Consider the following 18,115-nt stretch of genomic DNA (forward strand, 5'->3'; position numbering starts at 1 on the left):
CAAGGGTATGTAGTGGGGTCAGGGAGTGTGGCGGCGGGCGTTGGCGTGGATGGCGTGGCGGAGGTAGGTGGCCAGGCCGGGCAGGAGGCCGTCGAAGGTGGCGGTGAAGCGGGGGTCTTGGACGTACAGGTCACCGAGGCAGCGGTGCAGGTCGTGGGGGCAGTCGTAGAACCAGCGGGTGATGTGGCCGCGGTGGCGTTCGGCGAGGTCCATGGCGGGGGTGCCGTCGGCGGGCAGGCCGGCTTTGCAGGCGGCGATGAGGTCGCCGGTGATGGTGGCGGCTTCGGCTTTGAGCTGGAGCCAGTCGGCTTTGGTGTAGGTGGCGACGCGGCGGCGGCTCTGGGCGTAGGCGTCGGTGTGGCCCCAGCGGCGTTCGGCTTCGGCGTCGTGGTCTTCGGGGCGGTGGTCGCCGAAGATCTCGAAGCGTTCTTCGGGGGTGAGGGTGATGCCGCTGTTGCGGGCGTTGATGGCGCGTTCGACGGCGGCGATGACCTCCTGGAGGCGGCGGGCCTTGCGGGTGAGCAGCTCGTGCTGGCGGCGCAGGTGGGTGAGCTCGTCGGTGTGGGGCTCGTCGAGGATGACGGCGATCTCGTCGAGGGGGAAGCCGAGCTCGCGGTAGAGGAGGATCTGCTGCAGGCGGACGAGGTCGTCGTCGGTGTAGCGGCGGTAGCCGGTGCGGGTGCGCTCGCCGGGGGTGAGCAGCCCGATCTCGTCGTAGTGGTGCAGGGTGCGGACGGTGATGTCGGCGAGCCTGGCGACCTGTCCCACGGAGAAGCTCATGGGTCCACCTTGCAGGGTGACGTGGGGTGAGGGTCAAGCCGGTGGGATCGGCGGGGTGCGGAAGGGGGTCATGCTGGGGGGCATGGATGAGGAGTTGCTGCCGATCGGGCAGTTCGCCCGGCTGGGGCGGTTGAGTGTGAAGCAGTTGCGGCGTTACGACGAGCTGGGGTTGTTGCGGCCGGCGTATGTGGACGCGGACACGGGTTACCGGTATTACCGGGCGTCGCAGGCGCGGGTGGCGTTGTCGATCGGGTTGCTGCGGTCGCTGGACGTGCCGCTGCCGGTGGTGGGTGAGGTGCTGGCGGGTTCGCCGGGGGAGGCGGGGCGGGTGCTGGCGGGGGTGCGGGACGCGCTGGAGGTGGAGCTGGCGCGGCGGCGGCGGACGCTGGCGGCGCTGGAGCGGGTGATGGCGCGGGGGTTGCCGTCGGCGCCGGTGCGGCTGGTGCCGCAGCCTGCGGTGCGGGTGGCGGTGGTGCGGGAGCGGGCGGCGGGGACGGAGGACATCGGGCGGGCGACGTCGGCGGCGGTGGCGCGCCTCATGGCGGGCGGCGTGGCGGGTGGTGTTGCGGGCGGGGGTGTGGGCGGGGGTGTGGGCGGGGGTGTGGCGGACGGGGGGCCGGTGCGGCTGGTGGGGTTGTTCCCGGTGGATCTGGGTGAGGTGGTGGACGTGGCGGTGGCTCTGGTGCTGCGGGAGGGCCGGTCGGCGGGTGCGGGGGTGGAGGTGCGGACGCTGCCGGGCGGGGTGTTCGCGTCGGCGACGCATGTGGGGCCCTACGACCAGATCTCGCTGACCGCGCATGCGGTGCTGGCATGGTGTGCGGAGCGGCGGCATGGGGTGCGGGGGCCGTTGCGGGAGGTGTACGTGTCGGATCCGGCGGTGACGGCGCCGGAGGAGCTGGTGACGAAGGTGATGGTCTGCCTGGAGGAGGAGCCGCAGGCGGGGTGAGGGTCAAGGGTGGGGTGGTGGCGTGCCATGGGCGGGTCAAAACTTGCTGTGGCTTGGTGACCTGGCCGCCCTGCGGGGCGGGCGGGACATAATCTGGGGGCGACGGCCCGGGAGCGTGGGTGACCTGCGTGGCCCGTGCCGCCACGGATCCATGGCAGCGGCGACGGCCCGTGCGTCCCGTGTCCCGCCGGTGCGGCGGGCGGGGCGTGTTGCGGGGCGCCGGCTTGAGGGGGCCGGTCGGTCGCGGGCGTCCGGGGTTCGTGGTGGGGGTGGATGACTGTTTCCGCCTGCTCGGTGCGGGGTGTCGGGGTGTGTCGCTCCGGCGCCGGACGCCGGGGGCGCTGATCGACTGGAGTTGCGGCGCATGTTAGGAAGTGGGACGGCTGCCGGGCGAGCGCCGGGTGCCGGGCGTGTCCCGGGTGCTGGGCGGGCGCTGGGTGGCGGGCGGTGGCGCCGCCCGGGCGGGCCGATGTGTGCGGACGCGCGGCTGCCTTCCGGGCGTGACCGTGCCTGGCCGGTGCCGGGCGCGGGCCGGGGGCCGGCGGGACGTCCAAGGGGAGGTCCGTGCTCGCGGCCGATGGGGCGGCCGGTGGGGTCGGCGGCGACACGGGTGCGGCCGGCGGTGCGGACAGCGCGGCGTCCCGCGTGCGGGACTTACGGGTTATTAGCGGATGCCGGACGTCCGGTCTCGCGGAGCGGCGCGACGGGCGCGGTGGCGGCCGCCGCAGGCAGCGGCGGCGCGACGGCAGCCGCACGGGGCGAAGACGCGGCGGCAGAATCGTGCGGCGGGGGCGCGACGGCGCTCTCGCGGAGCGGCGGGGCAGGCGCGCTGGTGGCGGTGCAGGCAGGGCCGGTACGGCGGCGTGCGCGCGGCGACGGGACGGCCGTGGCGGTGGAGCGCCGCGTGCGGGCGCGGCATCGGCGGCGGTGCGAGCCGGCCGCCGCGCTGGAGCATCGGTTATTACCCGGCCCCTGGTGAACCGGGGGGCGGAGGAGTTCGGGCGCGGGCACGTACGCCCGCGCCGGTCACAGATCTTTCACGCGCCGGCGAGCGCGGCCTTCAGATGGGCGCCGGTGATGGATCCGGGCGCGCCGGGCAGGTCTCCGGGCGGCCCCTGGAACAGGATGCGGCCGCCGTGCTTGCCGCCGCCGGGGCCGAGGTCGATCACCCAGTCGGCGCGTTTGACGACGTCGAGGTGGTGCTCGATGACGATGACGGTGTTGCCGCCGTCCACGAGCCGGTCCAGCAGCGCGACGAGGGTGTCGACGTCGGACAGGTGCAGGCCGGTGGTGGGTTCGTCCAGGACGTAGACGGCGCCGGTCCTGGACAGCTCGCCGGCGAGTTTCATGCGCTGCAGCTCCCCTCCTGACAGGGTGCTGGTGGGCTGGCCGAGGGTGAGGTAGCCGAGCCCGACGTCCAGCAGGGTGCGGACGCGGCCGGCCACGGCGGGCTCGGTGAAGAAGGCGGTGGCCTGCTCGGCGGTCAGGGCGAGCACGTCGGCGATGGTGTGGCCGCGCAGCCGGTGGGTGAGCGCCTCGGGCCGGTAGCGGGTGCCGCCGCACATCTCGCACACCGTGGTGACGGGGTCCATGAAGGCGAGGTCGGTGTGGATGAGGCCGCGTCCTTCGCAGCGGGGGCAGGCGCCGTCGGAGTTGTGGCTGAACAGGGCGGCGGGGGCGCCGGTGGCGCGGGCGAACAGGCGGCGGATGGCGTCCAGGACGCCGAGGTAGGAGGCGGGGCTGGAGCGGGCGGAGGTGGCGGGGGCGGCCTGGTCGACGACGATGACGCCGGGGTGCTGGGCGGGCAGGATGCGGGTGATCAGGGTGGATTTGCCGGATCCGGCGACGCCGGTGACGCAGGTGAGCACGCCGGTGGGGATGCCGGCGGTGATGTCGTGCAGGTTGTGCAGGGTGGCGGGGGTGATGGTGAGCCGCCCGGTGGGGCGGCGGGGGCGGGTCTTGAGCGGGGTGCGGTGGCGCAGGGCTTGGCCGGTGCGGGTGCCGGAGGCGGTGAGGGCTTCGACGGTGCCGGTGAAGACGACGTGGCCGCCGTGGACGCCGGCGCCGGGGCCGAGGTCGATGACGTGGTCGGCGACGGCGATGACGTCGGGGTCGTGCTCGACGACCAGGACGGTGTTGCCCTTGTCGCGCAGGGCCAGCAGGAGCCGGTTGAGGCGGCCGACGTCGCTGGGGTGCAGGCCGGCGCTGGGTTCGTCGAAGACGTAGGTCATGCCGGTCAGGGCGGAGCCGAGGTGGCGGACGGTCTTGAGTCGCTGGGCCTCGCCGCCGGAGACGGTGGAGGTCTCGCGGTCCAGGGTGAGGTAGCCGAGCCCGATGTCGTCCAGGCGGCGCAGTGCCCGTGCGGCGGTGTCGGCGACGGGGTTGGCGAGGCCGGTCAGGACGGTGATGAGGTCGGTGATCTCCATGGCGGCGTGGTCGGCGATGGAGTGGGGGCCGATCCTGGTGGCCAGTGCGGCGGCGTTGAGCCGGGCGCCGTGGCATCGGGGGCACACGCCTTCGGTGATGAGGTCCTGGACGGCGCGGCGGGTGCGTTCGGACAGGGTGGAGGTGTCGCGGTTGAGGTAGAGGCGGGTGAAGCGGTCGGCGACGCCTTCGTAGTCGACCTTGTTGAGGGTGCCGTTCTTGCCGTGGACGTCGACGGTGAAGCCGCTGCCGTGCAGGAGCAGCCGTCGTTGTTCGGGGGTGTAGTCGCGGATGGGTGTGGCGGGGTCGAAGGTGCCGGAGCGGGCGTAGATCTGCCATTGCCAGGTGCCGACGCCGAACAGGGGGAAGCGGATGGCGCCGTCGTCGAGGGAGCGTTCGTCGTCGATGAGGGCGTCGGGGTCGAGCCGGACGGCGCGGCCGAGGCCGTCGCAGCCGGGGCACATGCCGGTGGGGTCGTTGAAGGAGTAGGCGAAGGAGTAGCCGGCGCTGGGGGTGCCGTAGCGGGAGAACAGCACGCGCAGGATCGGCATGATGTCGGTCATGGTGCCGACGGTGGAGCGGGCGTTGCCGCCGACGGGCTTCTGGTCGACGACGATGGTGGCGGTGAGGTGGTCGATGGCTTCCACGTCGGGTTTGTCGTGGGAGGGCAGGCGGTTGCGGATGAAGGCGGTGTAGGTCTCGTTGAGCTGGCGTTGTGCTTCGGCGGCGACGGTGTCGAAGACGATGGAGGACTTGCCGGAGCCGGACACGCCGGTGAAGACGACGAGACCGTTCTTGGGGATGCGCAGGGAGACGTTGCGGAGGTTGTTGACGCGCGCGCCGGTGATCACGATGCTGTCGTCCATGCCGCCACGCTACCGTATGGTGTACGGCACAGCGTACGGTCCGCCGGCCCGCGGCTGCCGATCGGCCCGGTATAAAGTGGGGGCATGGTGCGACCACCGCTGACCCCCGAGGAACGGCTCCGCGGCGAGCAGCTCGGCCACGTGCTGCGCCAGGCACGCGGCGAGCGCAGCATCGTCGAGGTCGCCGCCGCGGCCGGCATGTCCGCCGAAACCCTCCGCAAGATCGAGACGGGGCGGATCGCCACGCCGGCGTTCTTCACCATCGCCGCGCTGGCCGACGTGCTCGGCATCTCCCTCGACCGCCTCGCCGTCCGCTCCACACCCGCTCCCGCCCCCGGGTGAGGGCTGACCGTACGGTTCCCGGTTCGGCGTCGCGGCGGGGGAGACGAGCGCCGTCGATGCGCCGAACAGCGCAGCCGCCGCGACCGGCTCCAGCCGGATCCGGAGGCACCGGCCGGCTCCCCGGCAGCCGCGGAGATCGCAGGGGAGGAGCGCGACGGCGACAGTGCCGCGCTCGTGCCGGCCACGGGTTTCGTAAGGGCGGAACCCGGCCCTGCTGACCCCGGCAGCCGAGCCGACGGGCGGGCGGCTGTGACGTCCGCCCATGCCCGGTCAGGTGGCGTCCCCGTCGGCGACCATGGCCAGTCCGGGCATCAGGGGTCACGGGTGGTCGACGGCCCGGTTGCCGTGAAGCTCAGCAGCAGTTCGCCGACCGTCTCGGGCGCTTCCAGCATGGGCAGGTGCCCGACGCCGGGCAGCAGCTCGACCCGGGCGTCCGGCACCGCGCCGTACCGGTGCGCCGAGGACGGCTCCCAGCGGGGGTCGGCAGCGCCGAAGATCACCTGAACGGGGACATCGAGGGCGGCCAGGCGCTCGGGCATGCTTCGCTCGGCGATGTAGGCGGTGTTGCGGCGCAGCACCGTCCGCATCACGCCGTAGGTGATGCTCCGTACGTCGGCGACCACGTCGTCCGGCAGGTCCACCGGGCGAACGGCCGTCGCGCCGATCCCCTTGCGGATCATCGCATCCGAACGCCTCGGCCAGATGAGCGGGCCCAACGGCGGGGCCAGAAGCACCCGGAGGATGAACGGCTGCCGCAGGAGCGCGTCCGGACTCGGGCCGCTGCTGATCAACGCGAGCGAACCGACGAGGTCGGGACGTTGCTCGGCGAGCGCGGTGGCGACGTAGCCGCCGCTGGAGTGCCCGGCCACGGCGACGTGACGAAGGCCGAGGTCGTCCAGCAGCGCCGCCACCTGGCCCGCCTGCGCGGGCACGTCATACGACGGCGCGGGCGGAGACTGACCGCAACCCGGCAGGTCGACGCGGATGACGTGATGGTGGCCGGCCAGCGCCGGCACCACCGGGCCCCAGAAACCGCCCGAGGCGCCCGACCCGTGGATGAGCAGCAACGGCGGCGCCTGCCGCGGGCCGTCATGGACCACGTGCACCCCATGCGGGTGCTCAATGTCGTATTCACTCATGCGGAGACTATGGACGGGCGGCCGAGCGTCAGTCTTGGACAAATGTTCCCGCGCAGGTGAAGACCGGCGGCCGTCGCCATGACGGCTCGCCCGGCCGCGCCGCGGTCGCCGCCGCCCGCACCTCGCCGCCGCCCGCGCCGGGACGGCCAGCCCGGCACCAGCCACCCGCCGCACCCCCGACGCGGCCCCCCTCCGGTCGCGTCATTGGCGCGAGAGCGCGCGGGTGAGCCCCGCCAGGATGGTCGTCGCGAGGATCCACCCTGCGGCGATCATCGCCGCGGCCAGCCACTGCTGCGCGCCGCGCGGGCCGAAGGAGCCCTCCTGCCCGAAGCTGATGATCGGCAGGAGCAGGTCCAGGGTGTAGAGGAAGGCGTTGAAGGGGGGAGCCTCGCCCGGCTTGAAGGCCGGCGGCTGGTGGGCGGTGAAGACGACCGTGCCGGCAAGGAGAAGGGCCGCGAGCCAGAGCGCGGCGCGGAAGGGGCGGTAGCCGTACCCGACGGTCCAGTCCTGCGCATGTCCCCACAGCCGCGCCCCGAGCCGCTGCCCCGAGCGGCGGCGGCGCTGTTTGGCCAGCAGCACGTCGCGAGCAGCCTCATCGTGACCCTGCCGGCGGTAGACGGCGGCCAGCTGCTCATAAGGCTGAGGCTGGTAGGCCTGCCCGGCCAGCCAGCCGAGCCGCTCCCGGACAGGCAGGGGAGCCTCCAGGCTGTCGTAGGTGAAGCCGTTCATCAGGACGCGGGCAGGCCACCGGGCGGGGACATCGTCGAGCACGCCGACCCGGCTGTGGCGAAGGTCGACGGACCGCAGCAGATGCGTCCGCGGCCCGATCCTCAGCGAAGCCGCATCCACACCACGAAGGTGAAGCTCGCCGTCGATGGTGGTCTCCGCCAGGCACAGGGTGGCAGCGATCCGGGAGTTCCTGATCGAGACGTCTCCCGTGGCCGTGAAGCCTTCGCAGCAGTCGATGCCCCCGCCCGCGTTCACCTCCCACAGGGACAGCACGCGCCCGCCGGGATTGCTGAGGGCGGCACCGTGAAACTCCAGGCTGCCCTCGATCCGGGCGGTGACGAGCACGATCTCCCCGTCGGCGCGGAACCCTTCGCTGCAGCTGAGCCTGCCCGTGACCCCCAGCCGGCGCAGGGACAGCGCCGTCGCGCCCGGGTTGGACAACCTCGCGCCGTCGAAGTTCACCGATCCGCGGACCTGGGTGGAGTCCAGGAAGACCTCTCCCTCCGCCACGAAAGCGGGTGTGAACCGCAGCCCGCTGCCGATCTCCATCAGCGGCGCGTTCAGCGCGCGTCCCTTCGGATCGGCGAGGCGCGCCTGCGCGCAACGCAGCGAACCGGTCACCCGGGCTCCGCGCAGAAGGACTTCGCCTTCGGCGGAGAAGCCGTCATCGATGCGCAGCCCGCCCTCGACACCGAGTCTCTCCGCGTTCAGGGCGACGCCGCCCGGGTTGGACAGCCGGGCTCCGCTGAAGACGCACCGGCGCCCTATCCGGGCGTCCTGCACGCTCAGCTCCCCCCAGGAGCGGAAACCGCGGGCGCACGACAACCCGCCGTCGATGACGGCCCCCTCGGCGGTGAGGCTGAGCCCGCCTGACCGCCCGGCCCGTGCGCCGTCGAGAGTCATCGCCCCGCCTATCCTGGCGCCGGCAACGCGGAACTCACCGTCGATGACGGCGTCCGCGCACAGCAGGTCACGATCGACATGCAGGCCGTCGGCCTGGACGGCCTGACGTGCGTGGATCGCCGCACCGCTGAGATCCAGGGTCCCGGACACGTGGGCCCCGGCAAGCTGGACCGGGCCGGTCATCTCGCAGCCTTCCAGGCGCAGTGCCCCGCCGAACACGGCGTCCACAGCCTGCAGCCCGGGCGCCCGGGAGGCCGCGAGGTCCACCAGGCCGGTGCGGGCCCCGGTGAAGAGCGGCGCTTGCTCGAACTCGCACCTGGTCAGGATCACAGGGTGCTGTATCTCGGCGTACGACAGGTCCAAGCGGCCCGCGATCCGGGCGCCGGACAGGTGCACCCCGGGCGTCTGCCCGTCGAGGCGTTCCCGGCCGCCGAGCAACATCCACGCGATGACCGCGGCCCGGACGGGGGCGCCAGGAAGATCCACAGGGCGCGCTGCGGGAAACGCCTCCCAGAGGGCGAGTTCCGGCTCGGACAGATCCTCGATGATCACAGGGCACTCCTGGAAGGTCGCACGCGCCGGTCATCGCCCTGATCGCCGCCCGGCGCCCGGCGCCCGCACCACGCGCGCCACGCGCGCCACGACCGGCGCCACGATCAGGGCCACTCGCGCGTCACACCAGCGCCAGCTGCGCCGCCCGGGGCTCGCCCCGCGCCGCCTCCGGCGCCCCGCACTCCATCCCGTACACCCGGCACAACTGCGCGATCTGCCCCGTGATGCGCCCCTCGTACGCCTGCGACGGCAGCCCCGCCCGGTCGTACAGCTCCTCATACCGCTCCACCAGCTGCGGATGCGCCTGCCCCAGCCACTCCACATACCACTCGCGCGTGCCCGGCGGCAGCCGCAGCACCACCGGCTCCACCCGCCGCACGCCCGCCGCCGCGATCCGCCGCACGGTCGCGCCGAGCTGGTCGGCCGCGTCGCTGAGCAGCGGCAGCACCGGCGCCATCAGCACCCGGCAGTCGACGCCCGCCTCCACCAGCGCCGAGACCAGCTCCAGCCGGGCCTGCGCCGAGGGCGCCCCCGGCTCCACCGCGCGGCGGATCCGCTCGTCCACGAACGCGATGGAGACCGCCACCCGCGCGCCCGCCCGCGCCAGCAGCGGCGCGTCACGCAGCACCAGCGGCCCCTTGGTGTAGACGGTGAACGGCGCGCCCGCGGCCGCCAGCGCGGCGATCACGTGCGGCATCAGCCGGTAGGTCTCCTCGGCCGCCTGGTAGCAGTCGCCGGCCAGCCCCACCGCCAGCTCCCCGCCGTCGAAGCGGGCAAGCTCGGCGCGCAGCCGCTCGGCCGTGTTCGGCCGCACCACGATCCGCGTGTCGAAGTCACGGCCCAGGTCCAGGCCCAGCCGCCGGTGCGCGGCACGGGCGCCGCAGCCGCGGCAGGCATGGGCGCAGCCACGGTAGGGGGAGACGGCCCACTGCTGGGCGATGCCCGCGGTCTGCGGCACCCGCTCGATCACCGTGCGGGCCTGCAGCTCGTAGAAGCCGTCGCGCAGCACCGCCCGCCGCTCGATCAGCGGGCGATCGTCGGCGGCGTCGACCAGCGAAAGCGCGTCCCAAGCCACACCCTCCAGTGGAACACGTATTCGACTGCGTTTTCAAGCGGTTCGCCGCAACCCGCCGGACCGGGCCGCCCGGAAGAGGGGAGTGGCACCATAAAATCGAGACACCCGTACCACTTTCTCGCACCCCCGGGAGAGAACCACCCATGGCCTGGCTCCTGCTCGCCCTCGCCATCACCAGCGAAGTCCTCGCCACCACCGCGCTCAAACTCAGCGACGGCTTCACCCACCTCGGCTGGAGCATCGTCGTCGCCGCCGGCTACATCACCTCCTTCGCCCTGCTCGCCCGCGTCCTGAAACTCCAGCTCGACATGGGCACCGCCTACGCCGTCTGGTCCGGCGCCGGCACCGCCGCCATCGCCCTCATCGGCGCCGCCTTCATGGGCGAGACCCTCACCGCCCTCAAGATCGGCGGTATCCTGCTCATCATCGGCGGCGTCGTCCTCCTCAACCTCGCAGGTGGCCATTGAACCCACACCTGAACCCACACCTGAACCCCCATCCCACCACCCCCAGCCAGGAACGCAGCCGCCGCAGGCGCGCCACCCTCCTGGGGGCCGCCGTCACCCTGCTCACCGAAGGCGGCTTCAACGCCGTCACCCACCGCGCCGTCGCCCAGCGCGCCCACCTGCCCCTGGCCGCCACCACCTACTACTTCGCCTCCCGCGACCAGCTCCTGGCCGAAGCGTTCGCCCAGCTCGTCGAGACCGAGCTGGCCACCACCCGCGACTGGATCACCCAGCACGGCCTGACCGCCCTCACCGACCAGGTCGCCACCGCCGACCGCACCCGCCAGCTCGGCCTGTGGGAGCTGTACGTCCACGCCGGCCGCGACCCCGTGCTCCAGCACATCGCCCGCCGCTGGACCGACGGCTGCGTACGCCTCGTCGCCGAAACCCTCGCCCTGCCCGAGACCGACCCCCGCGTCCGGCTCCTCTACACCACCGTCTGCACCCTCTGGCTCGAGCACGTCGTCGAGCAACGCCCCCTCGACCAGGCCCGCGCCCTGCTCACCCGCGCCCTGGCCCACGCCACGGAAGGAACCCCATGACCATCCACCACCTGGCCCTGCGCACCGACTGGGAGCAGGCGCAGAAAGCGGGGGAGTACCGCATCTCCACCCTCGGCCGCACCCTGGAGGAGGAAGGCTTCATCCACTGCAGCCGCGACCTGACCCAGCTGCGCGGCGTCCACACCGCCTTCTACGGCCACCTCGCCGAGCCACTGCTCGTCCTCGACATCGACCCCGCCGGCCTCGACGTCCGCCTCGAGAACGGCTTCCCCCACCTGTACGGCCCGCTGCCTGTCACCGCGGTCACCGCCACCCGCCCCTACACCCCCTGAACACCGCACCGGGCCGGGCACCACAATGGAGCGCATGGACACCCGAGCGGCCGCCCAGCGCTTCGCCGACACCTGGCAGCACGGCTGGCGGCACCACGACGCCGCCGCCATCACCGCCCTCTACCGCGACGACGCCGTCCACACCAGCATGCCCTTCCGCCCCCCGCACCACGGCGCAGCGGCCATCGCCGACTACATCGCCTGGTCCTTCGCCGGCGAGAGCGACCCCGAGGTGACCTTCTCCGCACCCCTCGTCGACGGCGACCAGGCCGCCATCGAGTTCCGCGTCCGCGCCTACGACCACGGCCGCCCCGTCACCCTCGCGGGCTGCGTCTTCGCCCAGTTCGACCCCGACGGGCTCGCCGTACGGACCCGCGACTACTGGCACACCACCGACGGCCACCACTGAACAAGCGGCGGCGGCACGGGTGTTCTAGCGGACCACCCGCAGCGGCGCACGCCCCGAGCCCACCGGCCCCTGCACCGGGTTCGGACCCTGGTTCGGCATCGGAGCGGGGGAGGGGAGCGCCTGCGGGCGCGTCATCTGCTGCGTCTGCTGCAGCGCTTGCTGCTGAGCCTGCTGCGCCATTTCGGCGTGCCGCTCGGCGCAGCCGCCCGCGCAGTACCCGTTCGTCACGATCAGCCGCCCCCGCAACGCCGTGTACGACTCCTTACCGGAAGCGGGCAGAACCCCCTGACACACCGGACATAACACCGACTCGTTCCCCACGTGCTGCTCCTCTCGCGGCGCGAATAGCAGGAGCTCCACCCTAAAACCACACACACCGCCAAGAACAGCGAATCAACCAAAGTCAAACCGGCCGTCAACGCCCGCGCAGGGGGCGCCACCAGAGCAGATCACACCGCGTAACCCCCGCTCAGCCGCCTTCCAGCCCCCCTCGCACACCCCCGCAGACACGGACTCACGACAGCTAAAAAATCTTCCCACCAACCCCGGCCGCCACACCCGCACAGGGGAGCGCCCACCCCCTCCCGATCACCTCCACTTGACATAATGTTCATTATCGAGCAACCACGAGAGCGGCCGCATAAACCACCCGCACCCGGGAAGACGCCCCACCATGCCCCCGATGGAGATCGCCACACCCAGCGTCATCGCCCTCACCGCCGTCATCACCGCGGCCGCCATCTGGCTGATCATCCTCGCCGCCAGACTCACCAGAAACCCGCGCAACCGCCCCGGCATCAGCGTCGACCTCGTCGACCAGGCCCGCGAGCTCAAAGCACTCGGCCAGATACAGGAAGCCGTCTTCCTCGTCCGCGGCGAAACCGGCATGAGCCAGCGCGCCGCCGCACGCTTCGTCAACCGCCTGTGACACAGCGCCACCACCCCGCCACCACCCCCGCACGCTTGGACCCCGCCCACCACGGGAATGCCACCCCTGGCCGCCACACCCACCCCCGGCCGCCCGCCACACCCACGGCCCAGGGAGAACACCCACCATGCCCGCCCTCACACCCGCCCAAGCCGCACACGCCCTCGCCGACCCCGCCACCTACACCGACGAACACCACCTCCACACCGCCCTCACCCTCCTGCGCCACCACGCCCCCGTCCACCACGTCGACGCCCCCGGCTACACCCCCTTCTGGGCCCTGACCCGCCACACCGACATCCTCACCGTCGAACGCGACCACACCCTCTGGCTCAACGCCCCCCGCCCCGTCCTGCGCACCACCGCACTCGACCACGCCCTGCACACCCGCCGCAGCCAAGGCAAAGCCTTCACCACCATCGCCCACCTCGACGAACCCCACCACCGCCCCCTGCGCGCCGTCGCCGCCGACTGGTTCCGCCCCGCCGCCCTGCGCACCCTGCACACCCGCATCCGCCACCTCGCCCGCCGCCACATCGACCACCTGGCACAAACCGGCCCCACCACCGACTTCGCCCGCCACACCGCCGCCCACTACCCCCTCCACGTCATCCTCCACCTCCTCGGCCTGCCCGAAACCGACTTCCCCCGCATGCTCCAGCTCACCCAGCAGCTCTTCGGCCACAACGACGAAGACACCGGACGCGGCACCGGCACCCCCCGCGACCACACCGGCGTCCTGGAAGACCTCTTCGCCTACTTCCGCCACCTCACCGCCGCCCGCCGCGCCCACCCCACCGGCGACCTCGCCTCCCGCATCGCCAACGCCCGCATCGACGGCCACCTCCTCGACGACGCCACCGCCGCCTCCTACTACATCCTCATCGCCACCGCCGGCCACGACACCACCAGCTCCACCATCGCCGGCGGCCTCGAAGCCCTCATCCGCCACCCCGGCCAGCTGCGCCGCCTGCGCGAGAACCCCGCGCTGCTGCCGTCCGCCGTCGAGGAGATGATCCGCTGGGTCAGCCCCGTCAAGGCGTTCATGCGCACCGCCGCCGCCGACACCCGCCTCGGGGGCATCGAGATCGGCAAGGGCGAGTCGGTGCTGCTGTCCTACCCGTCGGCCAACCGCGACGAGGACGTCTTCGACGAGCCGTTCCGCTTCGACGTCGGGCGGGAGCCGAACCGGCATCTGGCGTTCGGGTTCGGGGTGCATTTCTGCCTGGGTGCGGCGCTGGCGCGGATGGAGGTTCAGGCGTTGTTCGCGGAGCTGCTGCCCCGGCTTTCGGGTGTGGAGCTGGATGGTGAGCCGGCGTGGAGGGCCACGACGTTCGTGGGCGGGTTGAAGCGGTTGCCGATTCGCTACTCCCTCGTGTGACCGGTTCTTGGGTGAAAGTATGCGTAACCAGACAGAAGGTGGATTCTGTCTGGTTTGGTTGAGGTTGTCGCTTTACCTTCTGGGGTCCGGTTTGCGGGGTTGTGCGGTGTCCGTACGGTGTCGATGGCGGCCCGCCAGGTGTGACGCCGCAGGTGGCGTGGTGGGTGGCCGGACACGGCGAAGTGCGGATGCGGCGCGGCCGGCGGTGCCGCAGCGCGCCACTTCCCCGCGTGCCGCGTCGCGCGGAGCCTGGCCGCCCGCCGCGACGCGCCGCCCGTCCGCCCGCGTGGCATTCCGCTGCGTGACGCGGCCGGATGGGGGCAGGCAGGGGACGTGACCGGCGGGCGACGGCGGAGGCGTAGTGGATGGCGCCGTGGTGCGGCGCCGGGGGCTTTGGGGGGCGATGGGTGGGTCTGCGTGTGTTGCGTGCTGCGGCCTGGCTCCCCCGGCGTGAGGCGTGGCCTGATTGGTGGCGCGCGGATGGGCCCCGATCGCCGGTGATGATCAGGGCGGCGGGGGTGGCCGGGGTGGGCCGGCGGGTTTGGATCGCCGTTGTGGCGGGTTGTTCAAAAGGGCCGTCGCGGAGTCCTGTCCTGGGCGTGACCTGGGTGGAGGTGCTGCGGGGTGATGCTGGGGGTGTCGGCGGTGGTGGTGCGTGGTGGCGTGGTCTCGAAGGTGGGGGCCGTGTCATCGCTCGGGGGTCCGGGTTGCCTCCCTCGCCCGGGCCCCTCTCCCCCGCCGCCGGGTCGGGGTGCCGGGTTTCGGACGCCGGTGGGGTGTGGGCGGGGTGGCGGCTGGGGGTTCGCCATGCGGGGACTTTCCGGGCAAATTGGGTCAATTGGGGCTGGTCAGGGTGACTTTTTGCGGTGATTGGTCACGAGCAGTGGATGTTTCATGTCAGCATCGTGTGATGTATGGGTCTTATGGGACTGCCGTAAATGGTCGTGGCGCGTGTGTCTGCCCGTTGCCCGGCCGGTAGTTCCCGCCCTGGTGCCGTCCTCTCCCCTGCTCGGAAAGAAGTACCGCGTTGCGTATCCTGCTGCTTTGCTCCTCCTTCAACGGTCTGTCCCAGCGTGCGTGGCTGGAGTTGCGCCGGGCCGGTCATGAGGTTTCGGTCGAGCTGGCGCTGTCGCCGGAGGTCATGGTGGAGGCGGCCGAGCTGGCCAAGCCGGATCTGATCATCTGCCCGTTCCTGAAGGAGCGGGTGCCGGTGGCGTTGTGGCGGGCGTACCGGACGGTGATCATTCATCCGGGTCCGCCTGGGGACCGGGGGCCGTCGTCGCTGGACTGGGCGATCGTCGAGGGTGAGCCGGAGTGGGGTGTGACGGCGCTGCAGGCGGTCGAGGAGATGGACGCGGGGCCGATCTGGGGGTTCCGGACGTTCGCGATGCCGGCGGAGGCGCCGCGTAAGTCGGCGCTGTACAACGGGCCGGTGGCCGAGGCGGCGGCGGAGCTGGTGGTGGAGGTGGCGGCGAAGGCGGGTGACGCGTCGTTCGCGCCGGTGCCGCTGGATTACCGCTCCCCCGAGGTGCGGGGGCGGTTGCGGCGGGCGATGCGGCACGCGGACCGGGAGTTCTCGTGGGCGGAGCCGACGGAGGACATTCTGCGGCGGGTGCGGGCGGCGGACGGGGCGCCGGGCGGGCGGGCGCGGTTGTGTGATCTGCCGGTGCGGGTGTTCGACGTGTATCGGGGTCCGGAGCTGGCGGGTCCGGCGGGTGAGGTGGCGGCGCGGCGTGAGGGTGCGGTGCTGGTGCACACCGGGGACGGGACGGTGTGGGTGGGTCATCTGCGGCTGGAGCAGGAGGGGGCGATCAAGCTGCCGGCGGCGATGGTGCTGGGTGAGCTGGTGGCGGGGGCGCCGCAGCGGGCGGGGTACAGCGAGATCACCTATGACCGCAGTGCGGGGGTGGGGGTGGTGAGTTTCGACTTCTACAACGGGGCGATGTCGACCGAGCAGTGCCGGCGGCTGGCGTCGGCGTTGCGGTATGCGGCGGCGCAGGACACGCGGGTGCTGGTGGTGCGGGGTGGTGAGGTGTTCTCCAACGGTGTTCATCTGAATGTGATCGAGGCGGCGCGGCATCCGGAGCTGGAGGCGTGGATGAACATCAACGCGATCAACGCGGTGTGCCGGGAGATCGTGGATTGCACGAGTCAGCTGGTGGTGACGTCGATCGGGGGGAACGCGGGTGCGGGCGGGGTGATGATGGGGCTGGGTGCGGACCGGGTGATCGTGCGGGAGTCGGTGGTGCTGAATCCGCATTACCGGACGATGGGGTTGTTCGGCAGTGAGTACTGGACGTATGTGCTGCCGCGGCGGGTGGGTGCGGAGCATGCCCGCAGGCTGACGGAGGAGGCGTTGCCGGTGGGGGCTGTGGAGGCGGTGGAGTGCGGGCTGGCGGACAAGGCGTTGCCGGGGCCGCGGCTGGAGTTCGAGCGGCGGGTGCTGGAGTACGCGGAGCGGCTGGCGGCGGATCCGGGTTACGATCGGTTGCTGGCGGGCAGGCGGCAGGTTCGTGAGGTGGATGAGCGGCGTAAGCCGCTGGATGCTTACCGGGCCGAGGAGCTTGCGGAGATGAGCCGGGACATGTTCGACGACCGTAGCGGGTTCCGTGCGGCGCGGCGGGAGTTCGTGCGGAAGGTGGCGGCTGTGGCGACGCCGGAGCGGCTGGCGCGGCATCGGGAGTTGTCCGGCGCGTCGGCGGCTGCTGGCGCTGCGGCATCTCATATGTGAGATATGGTTGCCTGTTGTGGCAGATGATTACCTTGTGCGGATCGGGCGGCTGATCCGGGATGCGCGTCAGCATCGTGGATGGACACAGCTGCAGCTGGCCGATGCGCTGGCGACGAGTCAGAGCGCGGTCAACCGCATTGAGCGCGGCAACCAGAACATCAGTCTTGAGATGATCGCCCGGATCGGTGAGGCGCTCGACAGTGAGATCGTGTCGCTGGGTTATGCCGGGCCGATGCATCTGCGGGTGGTGGGCGGTCGCCGGTTGTCGGGCAGTATCGACGTCAAGACGTCGAAGAACGCGTGTGTGGCGCTGCTGTGCGCGTCGCTGCTGAACTCGGGGCGCACCATCTTGCGGAAGGTGGCGCGGATCGAGGAGGTGTACCGGATCCTGGAGGTGCTGGCCTCGATCGGGGTGCGGGCGCGGTGGATCAACGAGGGCAGTGATCTGGAGATCGTGCCTCCGTCCCGGCTGGAGCTGGAGGCGATGGACACCGAGGCGGCGCGCCGTACCAGGAGCGTGATCATGTTCCTGGGGCCGCTGATGCACCGCACGGAGCAGTTCCAGATCCCGTACGCGGGCGGCTGCGACCTGGGCACCCGTACGGTGCAGCCGCACATGTCGGCGTTGCGGCACTTCGGGCTGGACATCACGGCGACGGGCGGGTTCTATCACGCGCGGGTGGACCGGGCGGTGGCGCCGTCGCGGCCGATCGTGCTGACGGAGCGGGGTGACACGGTCACGGAGAACGCGTTGCTGGCGGCGGCGCGGCACGACGGGGTGACGGTGATCCGTAACGCCTCGTCGAACTACATGGTGCAGGACCTGTGCTTCTTCCTGGAGCAGCTCGGGGTGCGGGTGGAGGGCATCGGGACGACGACGCTGACCGTGCACGGGCTGGCGGAGATCGAGCGGGACGTCGACTACTCCCCTTCTGAGGATCCGGTGGAGGCGATGAGCCTGCTGGCGGCGGCGGTGGTGACGTCGTCGGAGCTGACGATCTGCAGGGTTCCGGTGGAGTTCCTGGAGATCGAGCTGGCGGTGCTGGAGGAGATGGGGCTGGATCACGACCGGGGGCGGGAGTATCCGGCGGCGAACGGGCGTACGCGGCTGGTGGATCTGACGGTGCGGCCGTCGAAGCTGGTCTCCCCCATCGACAAGATCCATCCGATGCCGTTCCCGGGGCTGAACATCGACAATGTGCCGTTCTTCGCGGCGATCGCGGCTTCGGCGCAGGGTTCGACGCTCATCCACGACTGGGTGTACGACAACCGGGCGATCTATCTGACGGAGCTGACGCGGCTGGGGGCGTCGGTGAAGCTGCTGGATCCGCATCGGGTGCTGGTGGAGGGGCCGACGCGGTGGCGCAGCGCGGAGATGATGTGCCCGCCGGCGTTGCGTCCGGCGGTGGTGGTGCTGCTGGCGATGATGGCGGCCGAGGGCACGTCGGTGCTGCGCAACGTTTACGTGATCAACCGCGGGTATGAGGATCTGGCCGAGCGGTTGAACGCGCTGGGGGCGCGGATCGAGACCTTCCGCGACATCTGAGTTTCTGTCGGTGGGGGCCGCTA

16 protein-coding genes are annotated in these 18,115 nt (G+C 71.9%); 10 read left to right on the forward strand and 6 right to left on the reverse strand.

Going from position 1 to position 18,115, the window contains the following annotated elements:
- Positions 1-18: 18 nt before the first annotated feature.
- Complete coding sequence (locus tag LCN96_RS27545) at positions 19-780, reverse strand: MerR family transcriptional regulator (protein ID WP_225275790.1); 762 nt, start codon at positions 778-780, stop codon at positions 19-21.
- A gap of 82 nt (positions 781-862) precedes the next feature.
- On the opposite strand from LCN96_RS27545, the gene LCN96_RS56685 reads away from it, so the two are divergent.
- Entirely contained in the window at positions 863-1,726 is an 864-nt protein-coding gene (locus tag LCN96_RS56685; protein ID WP_263657525.1) for a MerR family transcriptional regulator, read from the forward strand.
- Positions 1,727-2,763: 1,037 nt separating this feature from the next.
- On the opposite strand, the gene LCN96_RS27565 is transcribed toward LCN96_RS56685, so the two are convergent.
- Entirely contained in the window at positions 2,764-5,016 is a 2,253-nt protein-coding gene (locus LCN96_RS27565) for an ATP-binding cassette domain-containing protein (RefSeq protein ID WP_225275791.1), read from the reverse strand.
- An 84-nt stretch (positions 5,017-5,100) separates the two neighbouring features.
- On the opposite strand from LCN96_RS27565, the gene LCN96_RS27570 reads away from it, so the two are divergent.
- A complete protein-coding gene (locus LCN96_RS27570) occupies positions 5,101-5,358 on the forward strand; it encodes a helix-turn-helix domain-containing protein (RefSeq protein WP_225275792.1) in 258 nt (85 codons plus the stop codon).
- A gap of 311 nt (positions 5,359-5,669) precedes the next feature.
- Here the strand turns inward: LCN96_RS27570 and LCN96_RS27575 are convergent, their stop codons facing one another.
- From LCN96_RS27575 to LCN96_RS27585, 3 genes are all read right to left on the reverse strand, one after another.
- On the reverse strand, positions 5,670-6,497 hold the full coding sequence (locus LCN96_RS27575) for an alpha/beta fold hydrolase (protein ID WP_225275793.1): 828 nt from the start codon (positions 6,495-6,497) through the stop codon (positions 5,670-5,672).
- A gap of 201 nt (positions 6,498-6,698) precedes the next feature.
- Positions 6,699-8,492, reverse strand: a complete 1,794-nt coding sequence (locus LCN96_RS27580; RefSeq protein ID WP_225275794.1) for a hypothetical protein — start codon at positions 8,490-8,492, stop codon at positions 6,699-6,701.
- A gap of 310 nt (positions 8,493-8,802) precedes the next feature.
- Positions 8,803-9,756, reverse strand: coding sequence for a radical SAM protein (locus LCN96_RS27585; protein ID WP_225275795.1), 954 nt, complete (start codon positions 9,754-9,756; stop codon positions 8,803-8,805).
- A 143-nt stretch (positions 9,757-9,899) separates the two neighbouring features.
- Between LCN96_RS27585 and LCN96_RS27590 the strand changes: the two genes are divergently transcribed.
- Genes LCN96_RS27590 through LCN96_RS27605 form a run of 4 tightly spaced genes read left to right on the forward strand, consistent with a single transcriptional unit; the run spans position 9,900 to position 11,506 of the window.
- Entirely contained in the window at positions 9,900-10,223 is a 324-nt protein-coding gene (locus tag LCN96_RS27590) for a DMT family transporter (RefSeq protein ID WP_225275796.1), read from the forward strand.
- Positions 10,220-10,804: a TetR/AcrR family transcriptional regulator gene (locus tag LCN96_RS27595; RefSeq protein ID WP_225275797.1), complete on the forward strand. Its 585-nt coding sequence runs from the start codon at positions 10,220-10,222 to the stop codon at positions 10,802-10,804. The genes LCN96_RS27590 and LCN96_RS27595 overlap by 4 nt, the downstream gene beginning before the upstream one ends.
- Positions 10,801-11,097, forward strand: coding sequence for a DUF952 domain-containing protein (locus LCN96_RS27600; protein WP_225275798.1), 297 nt, complete (start codon positions 10,801-10,803; stop codon positions 11,095-11,097). Before LCN96_RS27595 ends, LCN96_RS27600 begins: the two co-directional genes overlap by 4 nt.
- A gap of 34 nt (positions 11,098-11,131) precedes the next feature.
- Positions 11,132-11,506: a nuclear transport factor 2 family protein gene (locus LCN96_RS27605; protein WP_225275799.1), complete on the forward strand. Its 375-nt coding sequence runs from the start codon at positions 11,132-11,134 to the stop codon at positions 11,504-11,506.
- Positions 11,507-11,530: 24 nt separating this feature from the next.
- On the opposite strand, the gene LCN96_RS27610 is transcribed toward LCN96_RS27605, so the two are convergent.
- Positions 11,531-11,866, reverse strand: a complete 336-nt coding sequence (locus tag LCN96_RS27610) for a hypothetical protein (RefSeq protein ID WP_225275800.1) — start codon at positions 11,864-11,866, stop codon at positions 11,531-11,533.
- 322 nt (positions 11,867-12,188) lie between these two features.
- Here LCN96_RS27610 and LCN96_RS27615 point away from each other — a divergent pair, with 322 nt between their 5' ends.
- From LCN96_RS27615 to LCN96_RS27630, 4 genes are all read left to right on the forward strand, one after another.
- Positions 12,189-12,434: a hypothetical protein gene (locus tag LCN96_RS27615; RefSeq protein WP_225275801.1), complete on the forward strand. Its 246-nt coding sequence runs from the start codon at positions 12,189-12,191 to the stop codon at positions 12,432-12,434.
- 127 nt (positions 12,435-12,561) lie between these two features.
- The gene (locus LCN96_RS56690; RefSeq protein ID WP_263657526.1) at positions 12,562-13,815 is read left to right on the forward strand and encodes a cytochrome P450; all 1,254 of its coding nucleotides are present in this window, start codon (positions 12,562-12,564) and stop codon (positions 13,813-13,815) included.
- Between the two features lie 1,027 nt (positions 13,816-14,842).
- The gene (locus LCN96_RS27625) at positions 14,843-16,546 is read left to right on the forward strand and encodes an enoyl-CoA hydratase-related protein (RefSeq protein ID WP_225275803.1); all 1,704 of its coding nucleotides are present in this window, start codon (positions 14,843-14,845) and stop codon (positions 16,544-16,546) included.
- Positions 16,547-16,580: 34 nt separating this feature from the next.
- Positions 16,581-18,092: a helix-turn-helix domain-containing protein gene (locus LCN96_RS27630; RefSeq protein ID WP_225276071.1), complete on the forward strand. Its 1,512-nt coding sequence runs from the start codon at positions 16,581-16,583 to the stop codon at positions 18,090-18,092.
- Positions 18,093-18,115: the final 23 nt, after the last annotated feature.

It is taken from the genome of Nonomuraea gerenzanensis, from assembly GCF_020215645.1.
In the GTDB taxonomy this organism is placed as follows: domain Bacteria; phylum Actinomycetota; class Actinomycetes; order Streptosporangiales; family Streptosporangiaceae; genus Nonomuraea; species Nonomuraea gerenzanensis.

Bases quoted from the DNA above. Each gene is read 5' to 3' on its own strand.
- LCN96_RS56685 (WP_263657525.1), top strand. From the start codon at position 863: ATGGATGAGGAGTTGCTGCCGATCGGGCAGTTCGCCCGGCTGGGGCGG.
- LCN96_RS27575 (WP_225275793.1), bottom strand. From the start codon at position 6,497: ATGAGTGAATACGACATTGAGCACCCGCATGGGGTGCACGTGGTCCAT.
- LCN96_RS27565 (WP_225275791.1), bottom strand. From the start codon at position 5,016: ATGGACGACAGCATCGTGATCACCGGCGCGCGCGTCAACAACCTCCGC.
- LCN96_RS27605 (WP_225275799.1), top strand. From the start codon at position 11,132: ATGGACACCCGAGCGGCCGCCCAGCGCTTCGCCGACACCTGGCAGCAC.
- LCN96_RS27545 (WP_225275790.1), bottom strand. From the start codon at position 780: ATGAGCTTCTCCGTGGGACAGGTCGCCAGGCTCGCCGACATCACCGTC.
- LCN96_RS27590 (WP_225275796.1), top strand. From the start codon at position 9,900: ATGGCCTGGCTCCTGCTCGCCCTCGCCATCACCAGCGAAGTCCTCGCC.
- LCN96_RS56690 (WP_263657526.1), top strand. From the start codon at position 12,562: ATGCCCGCCCTCACACCCGCCCAAGCCGCACACGCCCTCGCCGACCCC.
- LCN96_RS27570 (WP_225275792.1), top strand. From the start codon at position 5,101: ATGGTGCGACCACCGCTGACCCCCGAGGAACGGCTCCGCGGCGAGCAG.
- LCN96_RS27600 (WP_225275798.1), top strand. From the start codon at position 10,801: ATGACCATCCACCACCTGGCCCTGCGCACCGACTGGGAGCAGGCGCAG.
- LCN96_RS27615 (WP_225275801.1), top strand. From the start codon at position 12,189: ATGGAGATCGCCACACCCAGCGTCATCGCCCTCACCGCCGTCATCACC.